We start from the raw sequence: 15,454 nt of genomic DNA, 5'->3' as shown, positions 1-15,454 counted from the left end.
GGAACGCCCGACGGCGGCAGCTGCCTGCCGCCGTCGGGCGCCCATGAAGTGCTTCCGTTGCACACCGGGCATGGGCATTAACCTCCGGCTGGTCGCTGCCCGCTGCGGGCCCAGGTTGTCAGCCGGTCGGTGAGGTCCATATAGTCCTGGTTCAGGACCTGCGAGGCCGGGTTGGCGTCGAACCACGCCACGATCTCCCGGGCGCCGTCGGCGAACGGGATGGTGGCCGTGTAGTCCGGCACCAGTGCCTTGATCTTGGTGTTGTCGAACACCACCGAATGGGACCTGTCGCCCAGCAGGTTGGGTCCCAGCTCCGGGCTGGCGGCGGCGATGGTTTCCGAAGCCACATGGACCAGCTCCGGCTCGGCCACCCCGGCAGCGCGCGCGAACAACCGGTAGATCTGGTTCCACGGCAGGTATTCGTCCGAGGTGATGGTGTAGCTCTCACCCACTGCCTGTGGCCGGCCCAGCAGGCCCACAAAGCCCTTGGCAAAATCCTTGCTGTGCGTGAGCGTCCACAGGGAGGTGCCGTCGCCGTGGACCATGACGGGGAGTCCGGCGCGCATCCGGTGGATATCCGTCCAGCCGCCCACCATGGCGATCTTGGTGCGGTCGTAGGTGTGCGAGGGCCGCACCACTGTCACCGGGAAGTCGCGCTCGCGGTACGCAGCGAAAAGTACTTCCTCACAGGCGATCTTGTCCCGGGAGTACTGCCAGAACGGGTTCTTCAGCGGGGTGGACTCCAGGATGGGCAGCCGGGTAGGCGGCTTCTGGTAGGCCGAGGCCGAGCTGATGAACACATACTGGCCGGTCCTGCCGGCGAACAGGTCCACGGCCGCGGCCGCCTGGTCCGGGGTGTACGAGATGAAGTCCGCGACGGCGTCGAACCTGCGGGTGCCCAGCGCTTCCCGGACCGAAGCCCGGTTGCGGATGTCCGCGTGCAGTACCTCAACGCCGTCCGGCACCGGCCGCGCTGCGGACTGTCCGCGGTTGAGGACGGTGACCCGGTGACCCAGCGCCGCCGCGCGCTCGGTGGCCGCCGCGCTGATAACCCCGGTGCCGCCCACAAGGAGGATGCTCCGGGGCGCAACGGTGGCTGCTTCCGGCGCGAGTGGACTCACCATGCGTAGTCCTCCGGCGCCGTCTTGTGCCCCGGGAAAATGTCGTCGAGGCGCTTGAGGGCATCGGCGTCGAGCGTGACGTCCAAGGCCCGGATGCCGGCGTCGAGCTGGTCCTGGGTCCGGGGTCCCACGATGGGTGCCGTGACCGCGGGCTGGTGGAGCAGCCAGGCCAGGGCAACGTCGCCGGGTTCGTGGCCCAGCTCATCGGCGAAATCCTCGTACTGCCGGATCTGGTCCTGGTGCTTCTTCAGGGTTTCCAAGGCCCGGCCTTCTGCCCGGCGGACGCCCTGCTCCTGCTTTTTCAGAACCCCGCCCAGCAGGCCACCCTGCAGGGGCGACCAGGGGATCAGACCCAGCCCGTACTGCTGGGCTGCTGGAATGACCTCGAGCTCCACCTCGCGGCGGAACAGGTTGTAGATGGACTGCTCGCTCACCAGTCCGGTGTAGTTCCTGCGCCGGGCGGCTTCCTGCGCCTGCGCGAGGTGCCAGCCGGCGAAGTTGCTGCTGCCCGAATAGAGGATCTTGCCCTGTTGGACGGCCACCTCGATGGCCTGCCAGATCTCGTCCCAAGGGGTGTTCCGGTCGATATGGTGGAACTGGTAGACGTCGATGTAGTCCGTCTGCAGGCGCTTGAGGCTGGCATCGAGGGCCCGGCGGATGTTCAGTGCGGAAAGTTTGGACTCGTTGGGCCGGTCCGTCATGGTGCCGTAGAGCTTGGTGGCCAGGACTGTCTGCTCGCGGCGGCCCTCTCCCTTGGCGAACCAGCGGCCAATGATTTCCTCGGTCCAGCCGCGGTGGCCTTCGCCGCCGTAGACGTTGGCGGTGTCGAAGAAGTTGATGCCCTGCGACTTCGCAGAGTCCATGATGGCGTGCGCGTCGGCTTCTTCGGTCTGCGGGCCGAAGTTCATTGTCCCCAGGCAGAGGCGGGAGACTTTCAGGCCGGAGCGGCCCAGATGGGTGTACTGCATGGCGGGAATCCTTTGGTTGGGAGCTGTTAGAGCTGTGTGAAGGATGCGACGGCGGGATCGGAACCGATGCGGGCACCGGATTCCAGCGCCGTGAGGGCTGCCAGCTCGTCGGAGGACAGCTGCAGGGACGTCGCGGCGAAGTTTTCCCGGATCCGGCCCGGGTCCACCGACTTGGGAATGGCGATGGTGCCGGCGGCGAGGTGCCAGGCGATGACCACCTGCGCGGTGGTGGCGTTGTGCGCTGCGGCGATTGCCGTGACCGCGTTGCCGTTCAGGTCCCCGCCCTGGCCCAGCGGGCTGTAGGCCTCAACTGCGATGCCAAGGTCCCGGCACTTCGCGGCGAGGGCGGCCTGCTGGTAGCTGGGGTGCAGCTCGATCTGGTTCACTGCCGGGACGATCTCTGCGGTCTCCAGCAGGGTGTCCAGGTGCTCTGCGAGGAAATTGGAGACGCCGATGGCGCGGATCTGCTTGTTTTCGTACAGCCGCTCCAGTTCCTTCCAGGCCTGGACGTACAGGCCCTGTGACGGGACCGGCCAGTGGATCAGGTAAAGGTCCACGAAGTCCAGGCCCAGCGCCTTACGGCTGTTCTGGAAGGCCTCCTGGGCCCGGCCCTGTTCCCCGTTGCGCAGCTTGGTGGTCACGAAAATGTCCCCGCGGTCAATGCCGGTGGCGGCGATCGCCGCGCCCACCCCGGCCTCGTTCCGGTAGCCGGCGGCGGTGTCGATGTGGCGGTATCCGGCTTCAAAGGCGTCTTCGACGATCCGCTGCGTGTCTTCCGGCGGAACCTGGAAAACTCCGAGGCCAAGCTGGGGGATGGTGACGCCGTTGTTCAGTGTCAGCTCTGACATGGGTACTCCTTGGCTGGTGCTGGTGCTGGTGCTGGTGCTGGTGCTGGGGCGTGCTGCCGGGTGAATGGCTGCCGTTGGCTTGACGCCGAGAAAGCGGTTTCCGCTGGCTCACTCCTGAGCCTATGCACTTTTGGCCGCCAAGTCAGCAAAGCAGCGTGATTCTGTTTTTCCTAGGACTGCCAGTCCTACCCACGGGCGGTCCACACCCTTGCGGGCCGGGGCAGAATGGATGGCATGGGTCAAAGCGCCGAATTCGGATTGTTCCTCAAAGCCATGCGGTCCCGGTTGAGCCCGGATGACGCGGCGGCAGCTCCCACTGCGGGCGCGCGCCGTGTCCCTGGCCTGCGCCGGGAGGAAGTTGCACGGCTGGCAGGGGTCAGCACCGACTACTACGTCCGCCTGGAACAAGGCAGGAATATCCATCCGTCCCGTACCGTCCTGGCGGCCGTCTCCCGCGCGCTTCGCCTGGATTCCACCGAGCATGCCCACATGCTGGATTTACTGGAGAACTGTGCCGGCAGTGCCGCTGCCGGCGGCACAGGGGTCCAGGGCGTGCGGCCGGCACTGCGCCAGCTGCTTGGGGCCGTGGGGGAGGTGCCGGCCTTGGTGCTGGGCCGCCGCGGCGATGTCCTGGCGGGAAACCCCTTGGCGAACAGCCTGTTTGCTGACTTTCCGGCCATGCCGGCAGCCCAACGGAACCTCACGCGCTGGCTGATCCTCGATCCGGCGGCACGGACGCTGTTCCGGGACTGGGAGACCGTGGCCGCGGAGGCGGCCGGCGCGCTCCGGCTGGATGTGGGCCGGCACCCCAACGATCCACAGGCCAACCAGCTGGTGGGCGAGCTGGCCGTGAACAGCGAGCACTTCCGGCAGTGGTGGGCCGGGCACCATGTGGCCACTCCCTCGGCCGGCAGCGTCAGGCTGCACCACCCTGCTGTGGGACAGCTGGAACTGAACTTCGAAAACCTGGTCCTGCCGGACGATCCGGACCAGACGCTCAGGGTGTACTCGGCACGACCGGAGTCGCCGTCGTCGGATGCGTTGTTGTTGTTGGGGAGCCTCGGCGCGGAACCTGCCGCACCTGGGCGCGAGATGGCAGTTGACCGCAATCCCGGGCAGCGCGACTGCCGCGAAGTGCCATCTCGCGGGGGACCCGCGGCGGATTCCCCGCCGCCTGCACCCGATCGGTAACCGCGGACCGTCAGTTGCGCCGGCTGTGCGATTGGACAGCGGTGCGGCACTTTTCTGGCCTGCAGTCCATTGGGGCGCCGGGCGGCTCTTAATAAGCTGGAGGGACGCACAAAATTTCGCCGCCAAGGATGGTCTCAACGATGAAACGCATCGCCCTTTTGAAGGAACGCGCCGCAGCCCCGGCCGGTTCGTCCACCACCACCGGTTCCCACTGCCCGGCCTCCGGCCTGTGGAGCCCGGACCGCGACCCGCACACGGTCCTTTCGTTCTTTGAAGGACACGTCTTCCCGGCGTTCCAAGGCGTCCCCACGGTGTGGCGGCGGCGGACTGCCGGCAGCCTGGGCTGACCCGGGCACATACCCCCTCAAACATGCAAAAGGCCGTGGAACCAAAGGTTCCACGGCCTTTCAGCTTCCGCCGGACGTGGGCGTCAGTGCTCTTCCAGCCGGAAACCGAGCTTGATGGTCACCTGCCAGTCCGCGATTTTTCCTTCTTCAAGATGGCCGCGGATCTCCTTCACCTCGAACCAGTCGAGGTTGCGCAGCGTTTTGGAAGCCTGCGCGATCCCGTTGCGGACAGCGTCATCCACACCCTGGTCCGACGTGCCGACAATTTCAGAAATGCTGTACGTGTGGTTGGACAACTTCGCTCCTCGTGATCATCGTTGTTCCCGGTTGCGGGCCGTTCCTGAAGACTAGTGCCGCGCCGGCAGGGTTGGCCAGACCTTAGCCCGACGTTCCCCTTAGCCCGACGTTCCGTTGAGCACCACCACGTTGCTGTAGCGGACCCGGCGGCCTGCGGTCACCAGCACCGGCCCGGACTGCTGGACGTCCGAGGTGACGGTGAGGTCCCTGACCGTAGCGCCGTCCGCTGCCACCGTCAGGGTGGCGCCTTCGCTCGTGGTCAGGACCACGTCCGCGGCAAGGCCCGTGGCGCCGGCAAGCGTGATGTTCGGCCGGTCCGCCCACAGAACCGACGGCTCGTGGTAAGTCCCGGGGCTGACCAGCACCGTCACGGGACGGGGCTGTGCGGAGGGGATGGCCCCCACCGCTGCACGGATGCTGGCGTAATCGCCGGTGCCGTCCAAAGCAACCGTGACCACATCTGCCGGCCGGCTGACCGTTCCGCCCAGCGGTCCCGCCTGGCTTTTCACCAGCGCCGGAACGGCGGCCGCAGGCCAAAGCCCGTAGGAGTACTCCGGCACAAAAGCGTTTCCGCGCTCCTGACCGGAATTCCCCGTGCAGTCCTTGAAGATGTTGCCCCGTGCCACCAGGCCCCCACCCGGTCCCTGATGGTGCAGCGGGTTCAGGACGTCCCGGAAAAAATTGTTCTCCGCCACGATCAAGGCACCGTTCCGGCCCAGCATGCCGTAACTGGAGATGTCCTCGAGGTAGTTGTTGAAAACGTGCGACGCAGCGGTGTTGTCCAGGCTGGCGTTGCGCTGGTGGGTGTTCCGGAACCAGTTGTGGTGCAGGGTGATCCGGGTGACCACGTTCTGGGTCCAGCCTTCACCCAGGGCCTTGTTATGGTCCGCGAAAACATTCCAGGAGAGCGTGACGTTGTCGCAGTCCTTCCGGACGTCCACCAGGCCATCACCAAGCCGGGCGAAGTGCATGTGGTCCACCCAGATGTGGTGGGAGGTGTCCATCTGGATGCCGTCCCGGTCGTTGTCCGGGCGTTTGCCGATGAAGTCACCCGGGATGTAGGAATCCCGCACGGTGAAATTGCGGAAAATCACGTTGGCCACGTTAATCAGCCGGAACCCGGCGTTCACCACGGTGGCCCCGGCGCCTGCCCCCAGGAATGATTTGTTCGAAGCGACGGGAAGCTTCTCATACGCGGCAAACGCCAGCACCCCGTGCAGGATCACCACCAGCGGTTCCGGGCTGGCGGCGAACTCCCGCAGCTGGTCCGGAGTGGCGGCATGGACCACCCTGCCGCCCGCGCCGCCGGTGGTGGTGGCAACGCCATTCCCATTGATGCCGGCAAAGCCCACCGGCACGTCCGGCCAGGCCGGCCCGGCGGCGCTTCCGGCCGGTAGCCCGGCGTCGGAAAACCCGCTGGAACTGCCTGCGGAAGGGACCGGGGGAGCCGCGTGGGCTGCGGTTCCCCCGGCCAGCCCGGAAGCGAGGGCACCAGCTGCGAGGCCCGCTGCGGTCAGGACGGTGCGGCGGGGAACGCCCGCTGTTGCCATGTCAGTCATCTCAACCACGCCCCGCCGGGGTCCAGTCGCCGAGGAACGTTGCCACGCTGAGTGCGCCGGCGCCGTCGGGGCTGAGCTGCGGGTGGAATTCGTTGACGAACGCGCCAGGACCGGTGTTGTTGTACTCGGCAAACCGCCCCTCGTTCCAGGCATGGCCGCCCATGTCGGCCCAGCCCTGTTCGGCGATGTGCGCACCGAGGACGGAATCGCGGATGACGGCCATGGGGTGGGCGTCCGGATCACTGCTGGCGAACCACGGCCGGCCCAGGCTGACGGTGCCGGCAGCGGCGTCTGAGGTCAGGGTGCTGTTGATGATCAGGAAGCCATAGGGGTTTGAGTTTTTGGTGCTGGGCGCCACGATGTAGCCGTTGTTGGTGTTGCTGCCACGGTCCACGGAATGGATGGTGCAGCCGTCAAACACCGCGGTGCCCCGGCCGTAGAGGAAGTCCACGTCGCCTTCGACGTAGCAGTCCTTCAGGTAGGTCCGGGCGGTGGCATCGCGGCCGGTGGTGTCCGCCAGGTACGTGTCCTGGTTGCCCAGGAAGCGGGTGCCCTCGAACGTGACCTTGTCGGCAACGCTCCGCACCGCCAGCGCCTGGCTCCCGCCGTTGGCGGCTTCGTCGTAGGCGTTTTCCACCGTCAGGTTCTTCACTGTGGTCCCGGTGGCTGCGACGGTCAGGGTGGCGCTGCCCACGGCGCCCCACGTGCCGCCGAAGAATTTCGCGCCGCTGGCCGGGAGATCGTAGGTGATAACGACGTCGGACGGGTTGGCTGTTGCGCCCTGGATGGTCAGGTTGGGGCGGTCGGCCCAGACGTTGACCACTTCGCGGTAGACGCCGGGCTTGACGGTAATGGTGCGGGGCTTGGTGCTGCCGTGCGGGATGGAGCCGATCGCCGCCTGCAGGCTGCCGAAATCGCCGGTTCCATCCAGGGCCACCGTGATGGTGTCTGCGGTGTTGGGTGCGTTGTTCTCCCGCGGTCCCGCCCCGGCGCTGACGGTGTCCGGGACGCGGGCTGCGTCATCCGCCTGGTAGGCGTAGGACGCGGCGGGGTCAAAGGCGGCGCCCACGTTGTCTTTGCGGCCGCGGACTGATTCGAAGATGTTGTCCCGGTTGACCACCTCGGTGCCGGGGTCCTTGGCCACGATGGGGTCCTGGACGGCGGTGAAGTAATTGGCCTCCAGGACCACTTTGGCGTTGTTGCGGCCCATCATGCCGTACTGGCCGACGTCCTGCAGGTAGTTGTTGTACACGTGGGCCGCGGCGGTGTTGTCCAGGCTGAAGTTGCGCTGTGTGGTGTTCCGGATCCAGTTGTGGTGGATGGTCATCCTGGTCACGGCGTTGTCCGTCCACCCCACGCCCAGCGCCTTGTTGTTGTCGGCGAAGACGTTCCAGGAGTACGTCAGGAAATCGGAGTCCTTGCGGGTGTCGATCAGGCCGTCGCCCATCCGTTCGAATTTCATGTGGTCCACCCACACGTGGTGGGTGGTGTCGAGTTGGATGCCGTCCCTGTCGTTGTCGGGCCGTTTGCCGTCCCAGTCGCCGGGGATGTAGGAATCACGGACAGTGAAGTTCCGGAAAATGACATTGCTGACGTTGATGAGCTTAAAGCCGGCATTGACCACTTCGGCCCCGGCGCCCACCCCGATGAAGCTTTTGTTGGCAGCCACGGGTATCTTGACGTATTGCTCAGCGCGGATGGAGCCTTTGACGAAAATAACCAATGGCTCGACGGCGGCAGCATACTCCTGGAGCTGCGCCAGGGTAGCGGCGGTGACAATCCTTCCTGCCTGGCCACCGGTTGTTCCCGACAGCCCGTAGCCGGGCAGGGACGCAAAGCCATCCGGCGTCTGCTTCCAGGATGCCTCCGGTGGTTGGGCGGTCACGGCGGGGGCCAGTGCCCCCGCCGTATGGTCGGCGGGGGCCGCGGTGGCAGGCAGTGCCGGGAGGCTTCCCAGCATCACGACGGCGGTTGCAGCGCCGAGTAGTCGTCGCAAAATCATGCAAAACTCCTTCGTCGAGGTCCCGGCAGCCTCCAGCCGGGACCTGTCCAAATAAGGGGTGTTCAGTCAGTGATGCGTGCGGAGAAGCGGTGGGGTTATTTCAGTCCCGTGGTGGCAATGCCGTTGATGAGGTACTTCTGGCCGGCGATGAAGAAGCCGATGATCGGGGCGATGGACACCACTGACATGGCGAACATGGGCCCCCACATGCTTTGGCCTTCGGAGTCCATAAAGGCCCGCAGTGCCAGCGGAACGGTGTAGAGGTCCTGGTTCTGGATGTAGAGCAGGGGACCGAAGAACTCGTTCCAGGTGGAGATGAAGGTGAAAATTGCCGTGGTGGCCATGGCCGGGACGCAAAGCGGCATGATGACCCGCAGGAACGTCCGGAACGGGCCACAGCCATCGATCTGGGCGGCGTCGTCGAGTTCCTTGGGCAGGGCCTTCATGAACTGGACCATCAGGAAGATGAAAAACGCGTTGGTGGCCATGAAGTTCGGCACGATCAGCGGCAGGTAGGTGTCCAGCCAGCCCAGCTGGGAGAAAATGATGTACTGCGGGACCAGGAGCACGTGGCCCGGCAGCATCAGCGTTCCCAGCATCAGCGTGAAGAACAGTTTCCGGCCGGTGAACTCCATCCTGGCGAACGCGTACGCGGCCAGCGCGCAGGAGAAGATGTTGCCCACGATCGAGAGCACCACCACGATCATGGAGTTGATGAGGTACACGTGGAACGGCTGGTTCAGCGCAGTCCAGCCCTGCTCATAGTTGCTGAAGTCCCAGTTTTCGGGCCAAAGGCCCAGCTGCCTGAAGATGTCGTTGCTGGGCTTGAACGAGCTGGAGATGAGCCACAGCAGCGGGTACAGCATGACCAGGCCCACCAGGCAAAGGATCAGGTGGCGGGAGAACCGGGTTGCTTTGGTGCCGGACAGTGCGTCTTCCGGGTCGGCCTGCTTTGCTGCCTTTTCTTGTTTGCGCTTCGGGGGTAGTTCGAGGAGTGCCATGGGGTTGCCTTAATTGTCGTAGAAGACCCAGAACTTGGATGCGATGAAGTTGATGGCGGTGAAAATCGCGATGATCATCAGCAGGAGCCAGGCCATGGCGGAGGCATAGCCCATCTCGAATTCGGTGAAGCCCTTCTGGTACAGGTACAGGTTGTAGAACAGGGTTGAGTCCGCCGGTCCGCCGGTGCCGCCGCTCATCACATAACCCTGCGTAAAGGTCTGGAACGAGCCGATCAGCTGCATGATCAGGTTGAAGAAAATGATGGGGCTGATCAGCGGGATGGTGATGCTGCGGAATTTCCGCCACTGGGACGCGCCGTCGATCGAGGCCGCCTCGTAGTACATAGTGGGGACCTGCCGCAGGCCGGCCAGGAAGATCACCATGGGTGAACCGAAGGTCCAGACGTTGAGGACAACCAGCGTGCTGAGGGCGAATTCCGGGTCCGTGACCCAGGCCGGACCCTGGATGCCGAAGATGCCAAGGAACCCGTTGACGATTCCGTCGTTGCCGAAGATGTAGCGCCACAGCATCACGATGGCCACGCTGCCGCCCAGCAGGGACGGCAGGTAGTAGACGGAGCGGTAGATGGCCAGCCCCTGCAGGCCGCGGTTCAGGACCAGGGCCACCCCCAGCGCCACGGCCAGGGAGATCGGGACCGAGACAAAGGTGTAGATAAAGGTGACCTTCAGCGACTGCAGCAGCCGGGGGTCCTCGAACATGGCCTGGAAGTTGGCCAGGCCCACAAAGTTCGGTTCCGTGAAGAGGTTGTAGTCGGTGAACGCCAGGTACAGCGACGCGAAGAACGGAATGATGGTGAACAGCATTCCGAGGAACCACGGCAGCAGGAACAGGTAACCTGACCGCTGGTTCCGGCGGCGGGGGGTGCTTCGCCGCCGCTTGCCGGGATGGCCCGTGGCAAGTTCAGCGGCGGCGCCCGGGGCGGCTTTTGTCAGCACGGACATGCGTCAGGCTCCTGTCTGCGGCGCGGAAGAGGGACCGGAATTACTTGTTGATCGCTGCATTGCTCTTCTCGATGAAGGTTTTGGCAGCGTCGGCCGGCGTGACGCGGCCGAATTCGACTTCGGTGGCGAGCTGCTTCAGGGTGTCCGCCACAACACTGGCGCCCTTCGGGTAGACATATGCTGCGGGCAGCTCGTCTTCCTGGATGGCTGCGACGAGGTCCACAAACGCGGTGTCATCCGGACCAAGCTGTGACTTGATGGAGTCGGCGACGTCCGGGTTGATGGGCACGCCGCGCTGGGTCAGGGTCTGCGCAGCGCCTTCGGCATCGTTGATGAGGAAGTCCAGGAGCTTGGCTGCTTCCTCGGGGTGCTTGGACTTGGCTGCGACGGACCACAGCATGCTGGGATCAGCAGAATATCCGCGGCGTTCCTCAGTGGTTTCACCGGGCATACGTAACAGCACCACCTTGCCGCCGGCGGCTTCGTTGTAGGCCTTGAAGTTGTTGATGGGAATAATCTGTGAGGCGACGGTGCCCTTGGCCAGATAGGACTGCGCCGGGGATCCACCGATCTGCTCAAAGAATCCGGCAGGCGGATAGCCGCCGGCGGTCCGCAGGTCCACGCTGTACTGGAACCACTTCTCGATGGTTTCAGCACTTACGCCGAGTTTGTTGTCCTCGGTGTAAAAGTCCTCGCCACGCTGCCGGGCAAGGAGGATGGGTCCGGTTTCCGTGGCAACGTCGTAGCCGGCACCGTAGACCTTGCCGCCGGTTTTCTCCGTTATCTCGGTGGCGAACTTTGCGTAGTCCTCCCAGCTCCAGGTCTTGTCATCCGGAATGGCGACGCCGGCCTCATCCGTGATCGCCTTGTTCACCACCATGCCGATCGTGGTCACGCCCGTAGCAACCCCATAGAGCTTGCCGTCCACCTCGCCGCGGCCCAGGATGGTCTGCGGCACCTTGTCCAGGTTCACGCCGTCCAGGGACTTAACATCCGCCAGGGTGCCCCGCTGCGCGTATTCCAGCAGGCTCCGGTTGGCCATGTTCAGCACATCCGGGGGATTACCGCCGGCAAAACGGGTGGCCAGCTTGTCCGCGTAGGGTCCGCTGTCCTGGTATTCGCTCTTGACGGTGATGCCGGGGTTCTTCTCTTCGAAGATCCGCAGCGCGGCATCTGTCATCTTGGCGCGGTTGGAATCACCCCAGTAAACGAAGTTCAGTTCCACGTTGCCGCCTGCCGAGGGGGATGAGCCGCCCCCGCAGCCGCTGAGTGCAAGCCCTGCAGCGGTCAGTGCCGCACCGATGAACAGCCGGCGGGGCATGCCCGCAGTGGTTGCCTTCTTCATTGAATGACGCCTCTCGTTGGTTGCCCCTGCTTGTAGGCGGATTTTATATAAAGCAGAAAGTTTCTGATGCATTGAGCTGCATAGTGAGATTCAGACCCGCGTGTACGGAGTGCAAAACTCCCGGTAAACGATTTCTAGCAAGGAAAGACTGTGACTGTCAACACTTCATAACAAACTAGCCGAAATCATATATCGGAAAGTTTCTAGGGCTATTGCCGTTTTCTTTCTGAGTCTTTAGGCTGTTTCAAACATCCGGGATGCACAAACCAAAGGAGGCCCGATGGACCTGCCCGGCGAAAGCCTTGCCGGCCTGGCAACCCATAACGGCGGCAGCGCGCTGCCGCCGCTCAGCTCGCCCCGGCCCTACCTCCACCCCATCCGGTCGCTTGCCGGAACCGTACTGACCGACGCTTCCCCGGCGGACCACGCCCACCACTTGGGACTGTCGATCGCCGTCTCGGACCTGAACGGCACCAACTTTTGGGGCGGCTCAACCTTCACAGCCGCGAACGGGCCCCAAATCCTGCCCAACCACGGGACACAGCGTGCGGACGGCTGGACGGCAACCAGCCCGCCAGGATGGACCAGCGCGACAGGCAACCCGGATACACCCCACGCTGCAGGCTTCGAGGGCGCGCTGACTTGGCTTTCGGAGCACGGGAACGAACTCGCCGTGGAACGCCGCAGGATCAACCAGTACCCGCACCCCAGTCCCGGAACGTGGTGCCTGTCCGTGGACTCGGCCCTCACCCCCGCAGGTTCCGTGCCGCGGCTGGAGGTGTCGTCGTCGGCCGTCAAGGGACGAAACGGTGCCGGCTACGGCGGCATTTTCTGGCGCTTTTCCGCCAGCAGCACACCACCCACCGTCCTCTCGGACCACGGGGCCGGAACCGAAGCTGCGCATGGTTCGCTCTCGCCGTGGCTGGCCATCAGCCTCACCGTGGCCGGCGCACCGGTCAGCGTGGTGCTGGCGCAATCCGCCTTGATCCGGCCCTGGTTCATCAGGACTGAGGGCTACATCGGCGCCGGCCCGGCCGTGGCCTGGTCAGCCAAAGCCGCCGCGGACGCCGACACCCCGCTGGTCCAGGACCTGCACGCCGTCATCCACGACGGCACCCTCCACACGGCCAGCCAGGCCCTTGAACTCCTCCGGCACCACCCCGGACTCCATCCCGAACGCCAGCCCGACAGGACATCATGACTTCCCGGAACGCCGTCCCCGTTTACAGCAACCCCATCCTCAACGCTGACTGGCCCGACCCCGATGTGGTGCAGGTCAGGGGCGTGTACTACCTCATTGCCTCAAGCTTCAACCGGGTCCCGGGACTGCCGGTGCTCCGCTCGCGGAACCTCGTGGACTGGGAACCCGCCGGCCACGCCCTGGCGCAGCTGCCGCAGGCCAGCCACTATTCCCTGGTCCGGCACGGCAGCGGCGTCTGGGCCCCAGCCATCCGCCACCACGCGGGCCGGTTCTGGATCTTCTACCCGGACCCCGATCACGGCATCTTTGTCCTCAGCGCCGAAAAGGCAGAGGGTCCCTGGTCCGCCCCGCACCTCCTATACCCCGGCCGGGGCCTGATTGACCCGTGCCCGCTGTGGGACGACGACGGCGAGGCCTACCTGGTCCATGGCTGGGCCCACAGCCGGATCGGCGTCAAAAACAGGCTCACCGTGCACCGTATGAGCCCGGACGCCAGCCGCCTCCTGGACCACGGCACCCACGTCATCAACGGGGCTGACCTGCCGGGATTCACCACGCTGGAAGGGCCCAAGTTCTACAAGCGGGACGGCTGGTACTGGATCTTCGCCCCGGCCGGCGGAGTGGCCACCGGCTGGCAGTCCGTGTTCCGGTCCAGGTCCCCGTTTGGCCCCTACGAGGAGCGCCGGGTCCTGGAGCAGGGCGCTTCCGCGGTCAACGGTCCGCACCAGGGCGCCTGGGTCACCACGCCGCTGGGCGAGGACTGGTTTGTGCATTTCCAGGACCGCGGCCCCTACGGGCGGGTGGTCCACCTCCAGCCCATGGGCTGGGACGGGGACGGCTGGCCGTGGATGGGGGAGCAGGCGGCCGACGGCGGACCGGGAACCCCGGTAGCAACCCACCCGTACCCGGCGGGTACTTCACCGCGGGACGTGGCGCCGGAGGGCAGCGACGACTTTGCTTCCCCGTGGCTGGGCCAGCAGTGGCACTGGCAGGCCAACCCGCGGGAGGCGTGGTCCGCGACGCCCGGCGGCGGGCAGCTGGTACTCCGCCCGCAGGCCAACGATCCGGTCAACCTGCGTGAACTGCCCAACGTCCTGGGCCAGATCCTTCCCGGCACACCTTCCACGTTCACCACATCGCTGGAACTGCGGGACGTTCCTGTTGGAACCCGGGCGGGTGTGGTGGTCCTGGGCCAGAAGTACGCCTGGCTGGGAATCGTGCGGACAGCAGACGGTTTTGTGTTGGGGGCGGGAACCGGCGGGGAGGGGCCGCAGGAAGAATCCCTGGGCCGGGCCGTGCAGTTCGCAGGTCCCCGGATTGAGCTGCAGATCAGGACCGACGGCTCGCCACGGTCCACCTTCGCGTGGCGGGCAGCCCCGGGAGACCCCTGGGAAGTCCAGGGCTGGAACTTCAGCGTGATGCAGGGCAAGTGGATCGGTGCCGAGCTGGGCATCTTCGCCACCTCACCCCTGGGTTCGGCCGAAGGCGGCAGTGTTATCGTGGGACCCGTGCGGGTGGATACTGCGCCCGTGCGCCGGGCCTCCGCCCCGCAGCTTGCCGTTGCCGCCACCATATGAACCCAAGGACTGCCCCGTTGACCGCCACCCCGCGTCCCAAGATCGCAGACGTCGCGGCAGCCGCAGGAGTTTCTGTACCTACGGTCTCCAAGGTCCTTAACGGCCGCACCCACGTCTCCGATGCCACCCGGGCCAAGGTCCAGCAGGCCCTGGCGGACCTTGACTACTCCAAACGCAACACCCCCGCAGCCCAGCCGGGCATGCTGCAGCTGGTGGTCAACAATTTCGATTCCCCCTGGGTCCTGGAAACCATGGCCGGGGTGGAGTCCGCCGCGGACCGGCTGGGCTATGCGGTGGCGTATTCGCGTGCCGAACACGCCACCGCCGAGCGGTGGCGGAAGCTGCGCGAGCCCTCCGTGAACCGGTTGGACGGCGTGATGCTGCTCGCGCCGCGGCGGGGTTCACCCCTGGTGACAGCACTGCGAAGCCTGCGCATCCCGGCCGTGGCCATCGACCCCGAGGGGTCCGAAGGCCTGGCAATCCCCAGCGTCAGCCCGGCGTCGTTCTCCGGCGCGCTGGCCGCCGTTGGGCACCTCCTGGCCCTGGGACACCGGCGGGTGGGCATTATCACCGGCCGGAACCACAGCCCGGGGCACGGCCGCGCCCGGTACGCGGCCTACGCGGCCGCGCTGCACGAGGCCGGCCTGCCCGTGGCGCCGGAACTGGTCCGCGACGGCGACTTCAGCACCGAGTCCGGCATGCGGCTGGGCGCCGAGCTGCTGGATCTGCCGGAGCCGCCCACCGCCATCTTTACCGGCAGCGACCTGCAGGCGCTGGGCGTGATGAACGCCGCGGGCCAGCGCTCGCTGCTGGTTCCCCGGGACCTCAGCATTGTTGGTTTCGACGACATCGCCCAGGCCGCCCTGACCTCCCCGCCGCTCACTACCGTCCGGCAGCCGCTGGCGCAGATGGCAGCCATGGCGGTGGGCATCCTGACTGAGCAGCGCGAAGGCACGGTGTCGGCGGCCCCCACTGCCCTGGAGGTAGCCACCGAACTGGTGGTCCGCGGAACCACGGCCCCGCCGTCCCGGTAA

Annotated in this window: 14 protein-coding genes; 5 read left to right on the top strand and 9 right to left on the bottom strand. The window is 65.8% G+C overall.

Features of this window, described 5'->3' with window-relative positions; genetic code table 11:
* Positions 1–77: 77 nt before the first annotated feature.
* Genes ASF72_RS18865 through ASF72_RS18855 form a run of 3 tightly spaced genes read right to left on the bottom strand, consistent with a single transcriptional unit; the run spans position 78 to position 2,937 of the window.
* Complete coding sequence (locus ASF72_RS18865; protein WP_056601454.1) at positions 78–1,124, bottom strand: SDR family oxidoreductase; 1,047 nt, start codon at positions 1,122–1,124, stop codon at positions 78–80.
* Positions 1,118–2,089 (bottom strand): aldo/keto reductase, encoded by a 972-nt coding sequence (locus ASF72_RS18860; RefSeq protein ID WP_056601452.1) that lies wholly within the window; start codon positions 2,087–2,089, stop codon positions 1,118–1,120. Before ASF72_RS18860 ends, ASF72_RS18865 begins: the two co-directional genes overlap by 7 nt.
* 26 nt (positions 2,090–2,115) lie before the next feature.
* Positions 2,116–2,937 (bottom strand): aldo/keto reductase, encoded by an 822-nt coding sequence (locus tag ASF72_RS18855; protein WP_050684268.1) that lies wholly within the window; start codon positions 2,935–2,937, stop codon positions 2,116–2,118.
* A gap of 234 nt (positions 2,938–3,171) precedes the next feature.
* Here ASF72_RS18855 and ASF72_RS18850 point away from each other — a divergent pair, with 234 nt between their 5' ends.
* Both ASF72_RS18850 and ASF72_RS18845 read left to right on the top strand, forming a co-directional pair.
* The gene (locus ASF72_RS18850) at positions 3,172–4,128 is read left to right on the top strand and encodes a helix-turn-helix transcriptional regulator (RefSeq protein ID WP_056601449.1); all 957 of its coding nucleotides are present in this window, start codon (positions 3,172–3,174) and stop codon (positions 4,126–4,128) included.
* 140 nt (positions 4,129–4,268) lie between these two features.
* Positions 4,269–4,475 (top strand): hypothetical protein, encoded by a 207-nt coding sequence (locus ASF72_RS18845; RefSeq protein WP_050684270.1) that lies wholly within the window; start codon positions 4,269–4,271, stop codon positions 4,473–4,475.
* Positions 4,476–4,558: 83 nt separating this feature from the next.
* On the opposite strand, the gene ASF72_RS18840 is transcribed toward ASF72_RS18845, so the two are convergent.
* From ASF72_RS18840 to ASF72_RS18815, 6 genes are all read right to left on the bottom strand, one after another.
* On the bottom strand, positions 4,559–4,771 hold the full coding sequence (locus ASF72_RS18840; protein ID WP_050684271.1) for a dodecin: 213 nt from the start codon (positions 4,769–4,771) through the stop codon (positions 4,559–4,561).
* 99 nt (positions 4,772–4,870) lie between these two features.
* The gene (locus tag ASF72_RS18835; protein WP_056601446.1) at positions 4,871–6,331 is read right to left on the bottom strand and encodes a pectinesterase family protein; all 1,461 of its coding nucleotides are present in this window, start codon (positions 6,329–6,331) and stop codon (positions 4,871–4,873) included.
* A gap of 1 nt (position 6,332) precedes the next feature.
* The gene (locus ASF72_RS18830) at positions 6,333–8,333 is read right to left on the bottom strand and encodes a pectinesterase family protein (protein ID WP_056601440.1); all 2,001 of its coding nucleotides are present in this window, start codon (positions 8,331–8,333) and stop codon (positions 6,333–6,335) included.
* Between the two features lie 95 nt (positions 8,334–8,428).
* A complete protein-coding gene (locus ASF72_RS18825) occupies positions 8,429–9,334 on the bottom strand; it encodes a carbohydrate ABC transporter permease (RefSeq protein ID WP_056601436.1) in 906 nt (301 codons plus the stop codon).
* A gap of 9 nt (positions 9,335–9,343) precedes the next feature.
* The gene (locus ASF72_RS18820; protein WP_050685536.1) at positions 9,344–10,297 is read right to left on the bottom strand and encodes a carbohydrate ABC transporter permease; all 954 of its coding nucleotides are present in this window, start codon (positions 10,295–10,297) and stop codon (positions 9,344–9,346) included.
* 40 nt (positions 10,298–10,337) lie between these two features.
* Positions 10,338–11,642, bottom strand: coding sequence for an ABC transporter substrate-binding protein (locus ASF72_RS18815; protein ID WP_056601433.1), 1,305 nt, complete (start codon positions 11,640–11,642; stop codon positions 10,338–10,340).
* 280 nt (positions 11,643–11,922) lie between these two features.
* Here ASF72_RS18815 and ASF72_RS18810 point away from each other — a divergent pair, with 280 nt between their 5' ends.
* Genes ASF72_RS18810 through ASF72_RS18800 form a run of 3 tightly spaced genes read left to right on the top strand, consistent with a single transcriptional unit; the run spans position 11,923 to position 15,454 of the window.
* On the top strand, positions 11,923–12,843 hold the full coding sequence (locus ASF72_RS18810) for a DUF6807 family protein (protein ID WP_050685538.1): 921 nt from the start codon (positions 11,923–11,925) through the stop codon (positions 12,841–12,843).
* Positions 12,840–14,420, top strand: coding sequence for a glycoside hydrolase family 43 protein (locus tag ASF72_RS18805; protein ID WP_056601430.1), 1,581 nt, complete (start codon positions 12,840–12,842; stop codon positions 14,418–14,420). The genes ASF72_RS18810 and ASF72_RS18805 overlap by 4 nt, the downstream gene beginning before the upstream one ends.
* 17 nt (positions 14,421–14,437) lie before the next feature.
* Positions 14,438–15,454 (top strand): LacI family DNA-binding transcriptional regulator, encoded by a 1,017-nt coding sequence (locus ASF72_RS18800; protein WP_235504795.1) that lies wholly within the window; start codon positions 14,438–14,440, stop codon positions 15,452–15,454.

Origin of the sequence: Arthrobacter sp. Leaf141 (assembly GCF_001424565.1) — a bacterium.
GTDB lineage: Bacteria > Actinomycetota > Actinomycetes > Actinomycetales > Micrococcaceae > Arthrobacter.
Note: the sequence above shows the minus strand (reverse complement) of the source record. Positions and strands in the feature narration are given on the sequence as shown.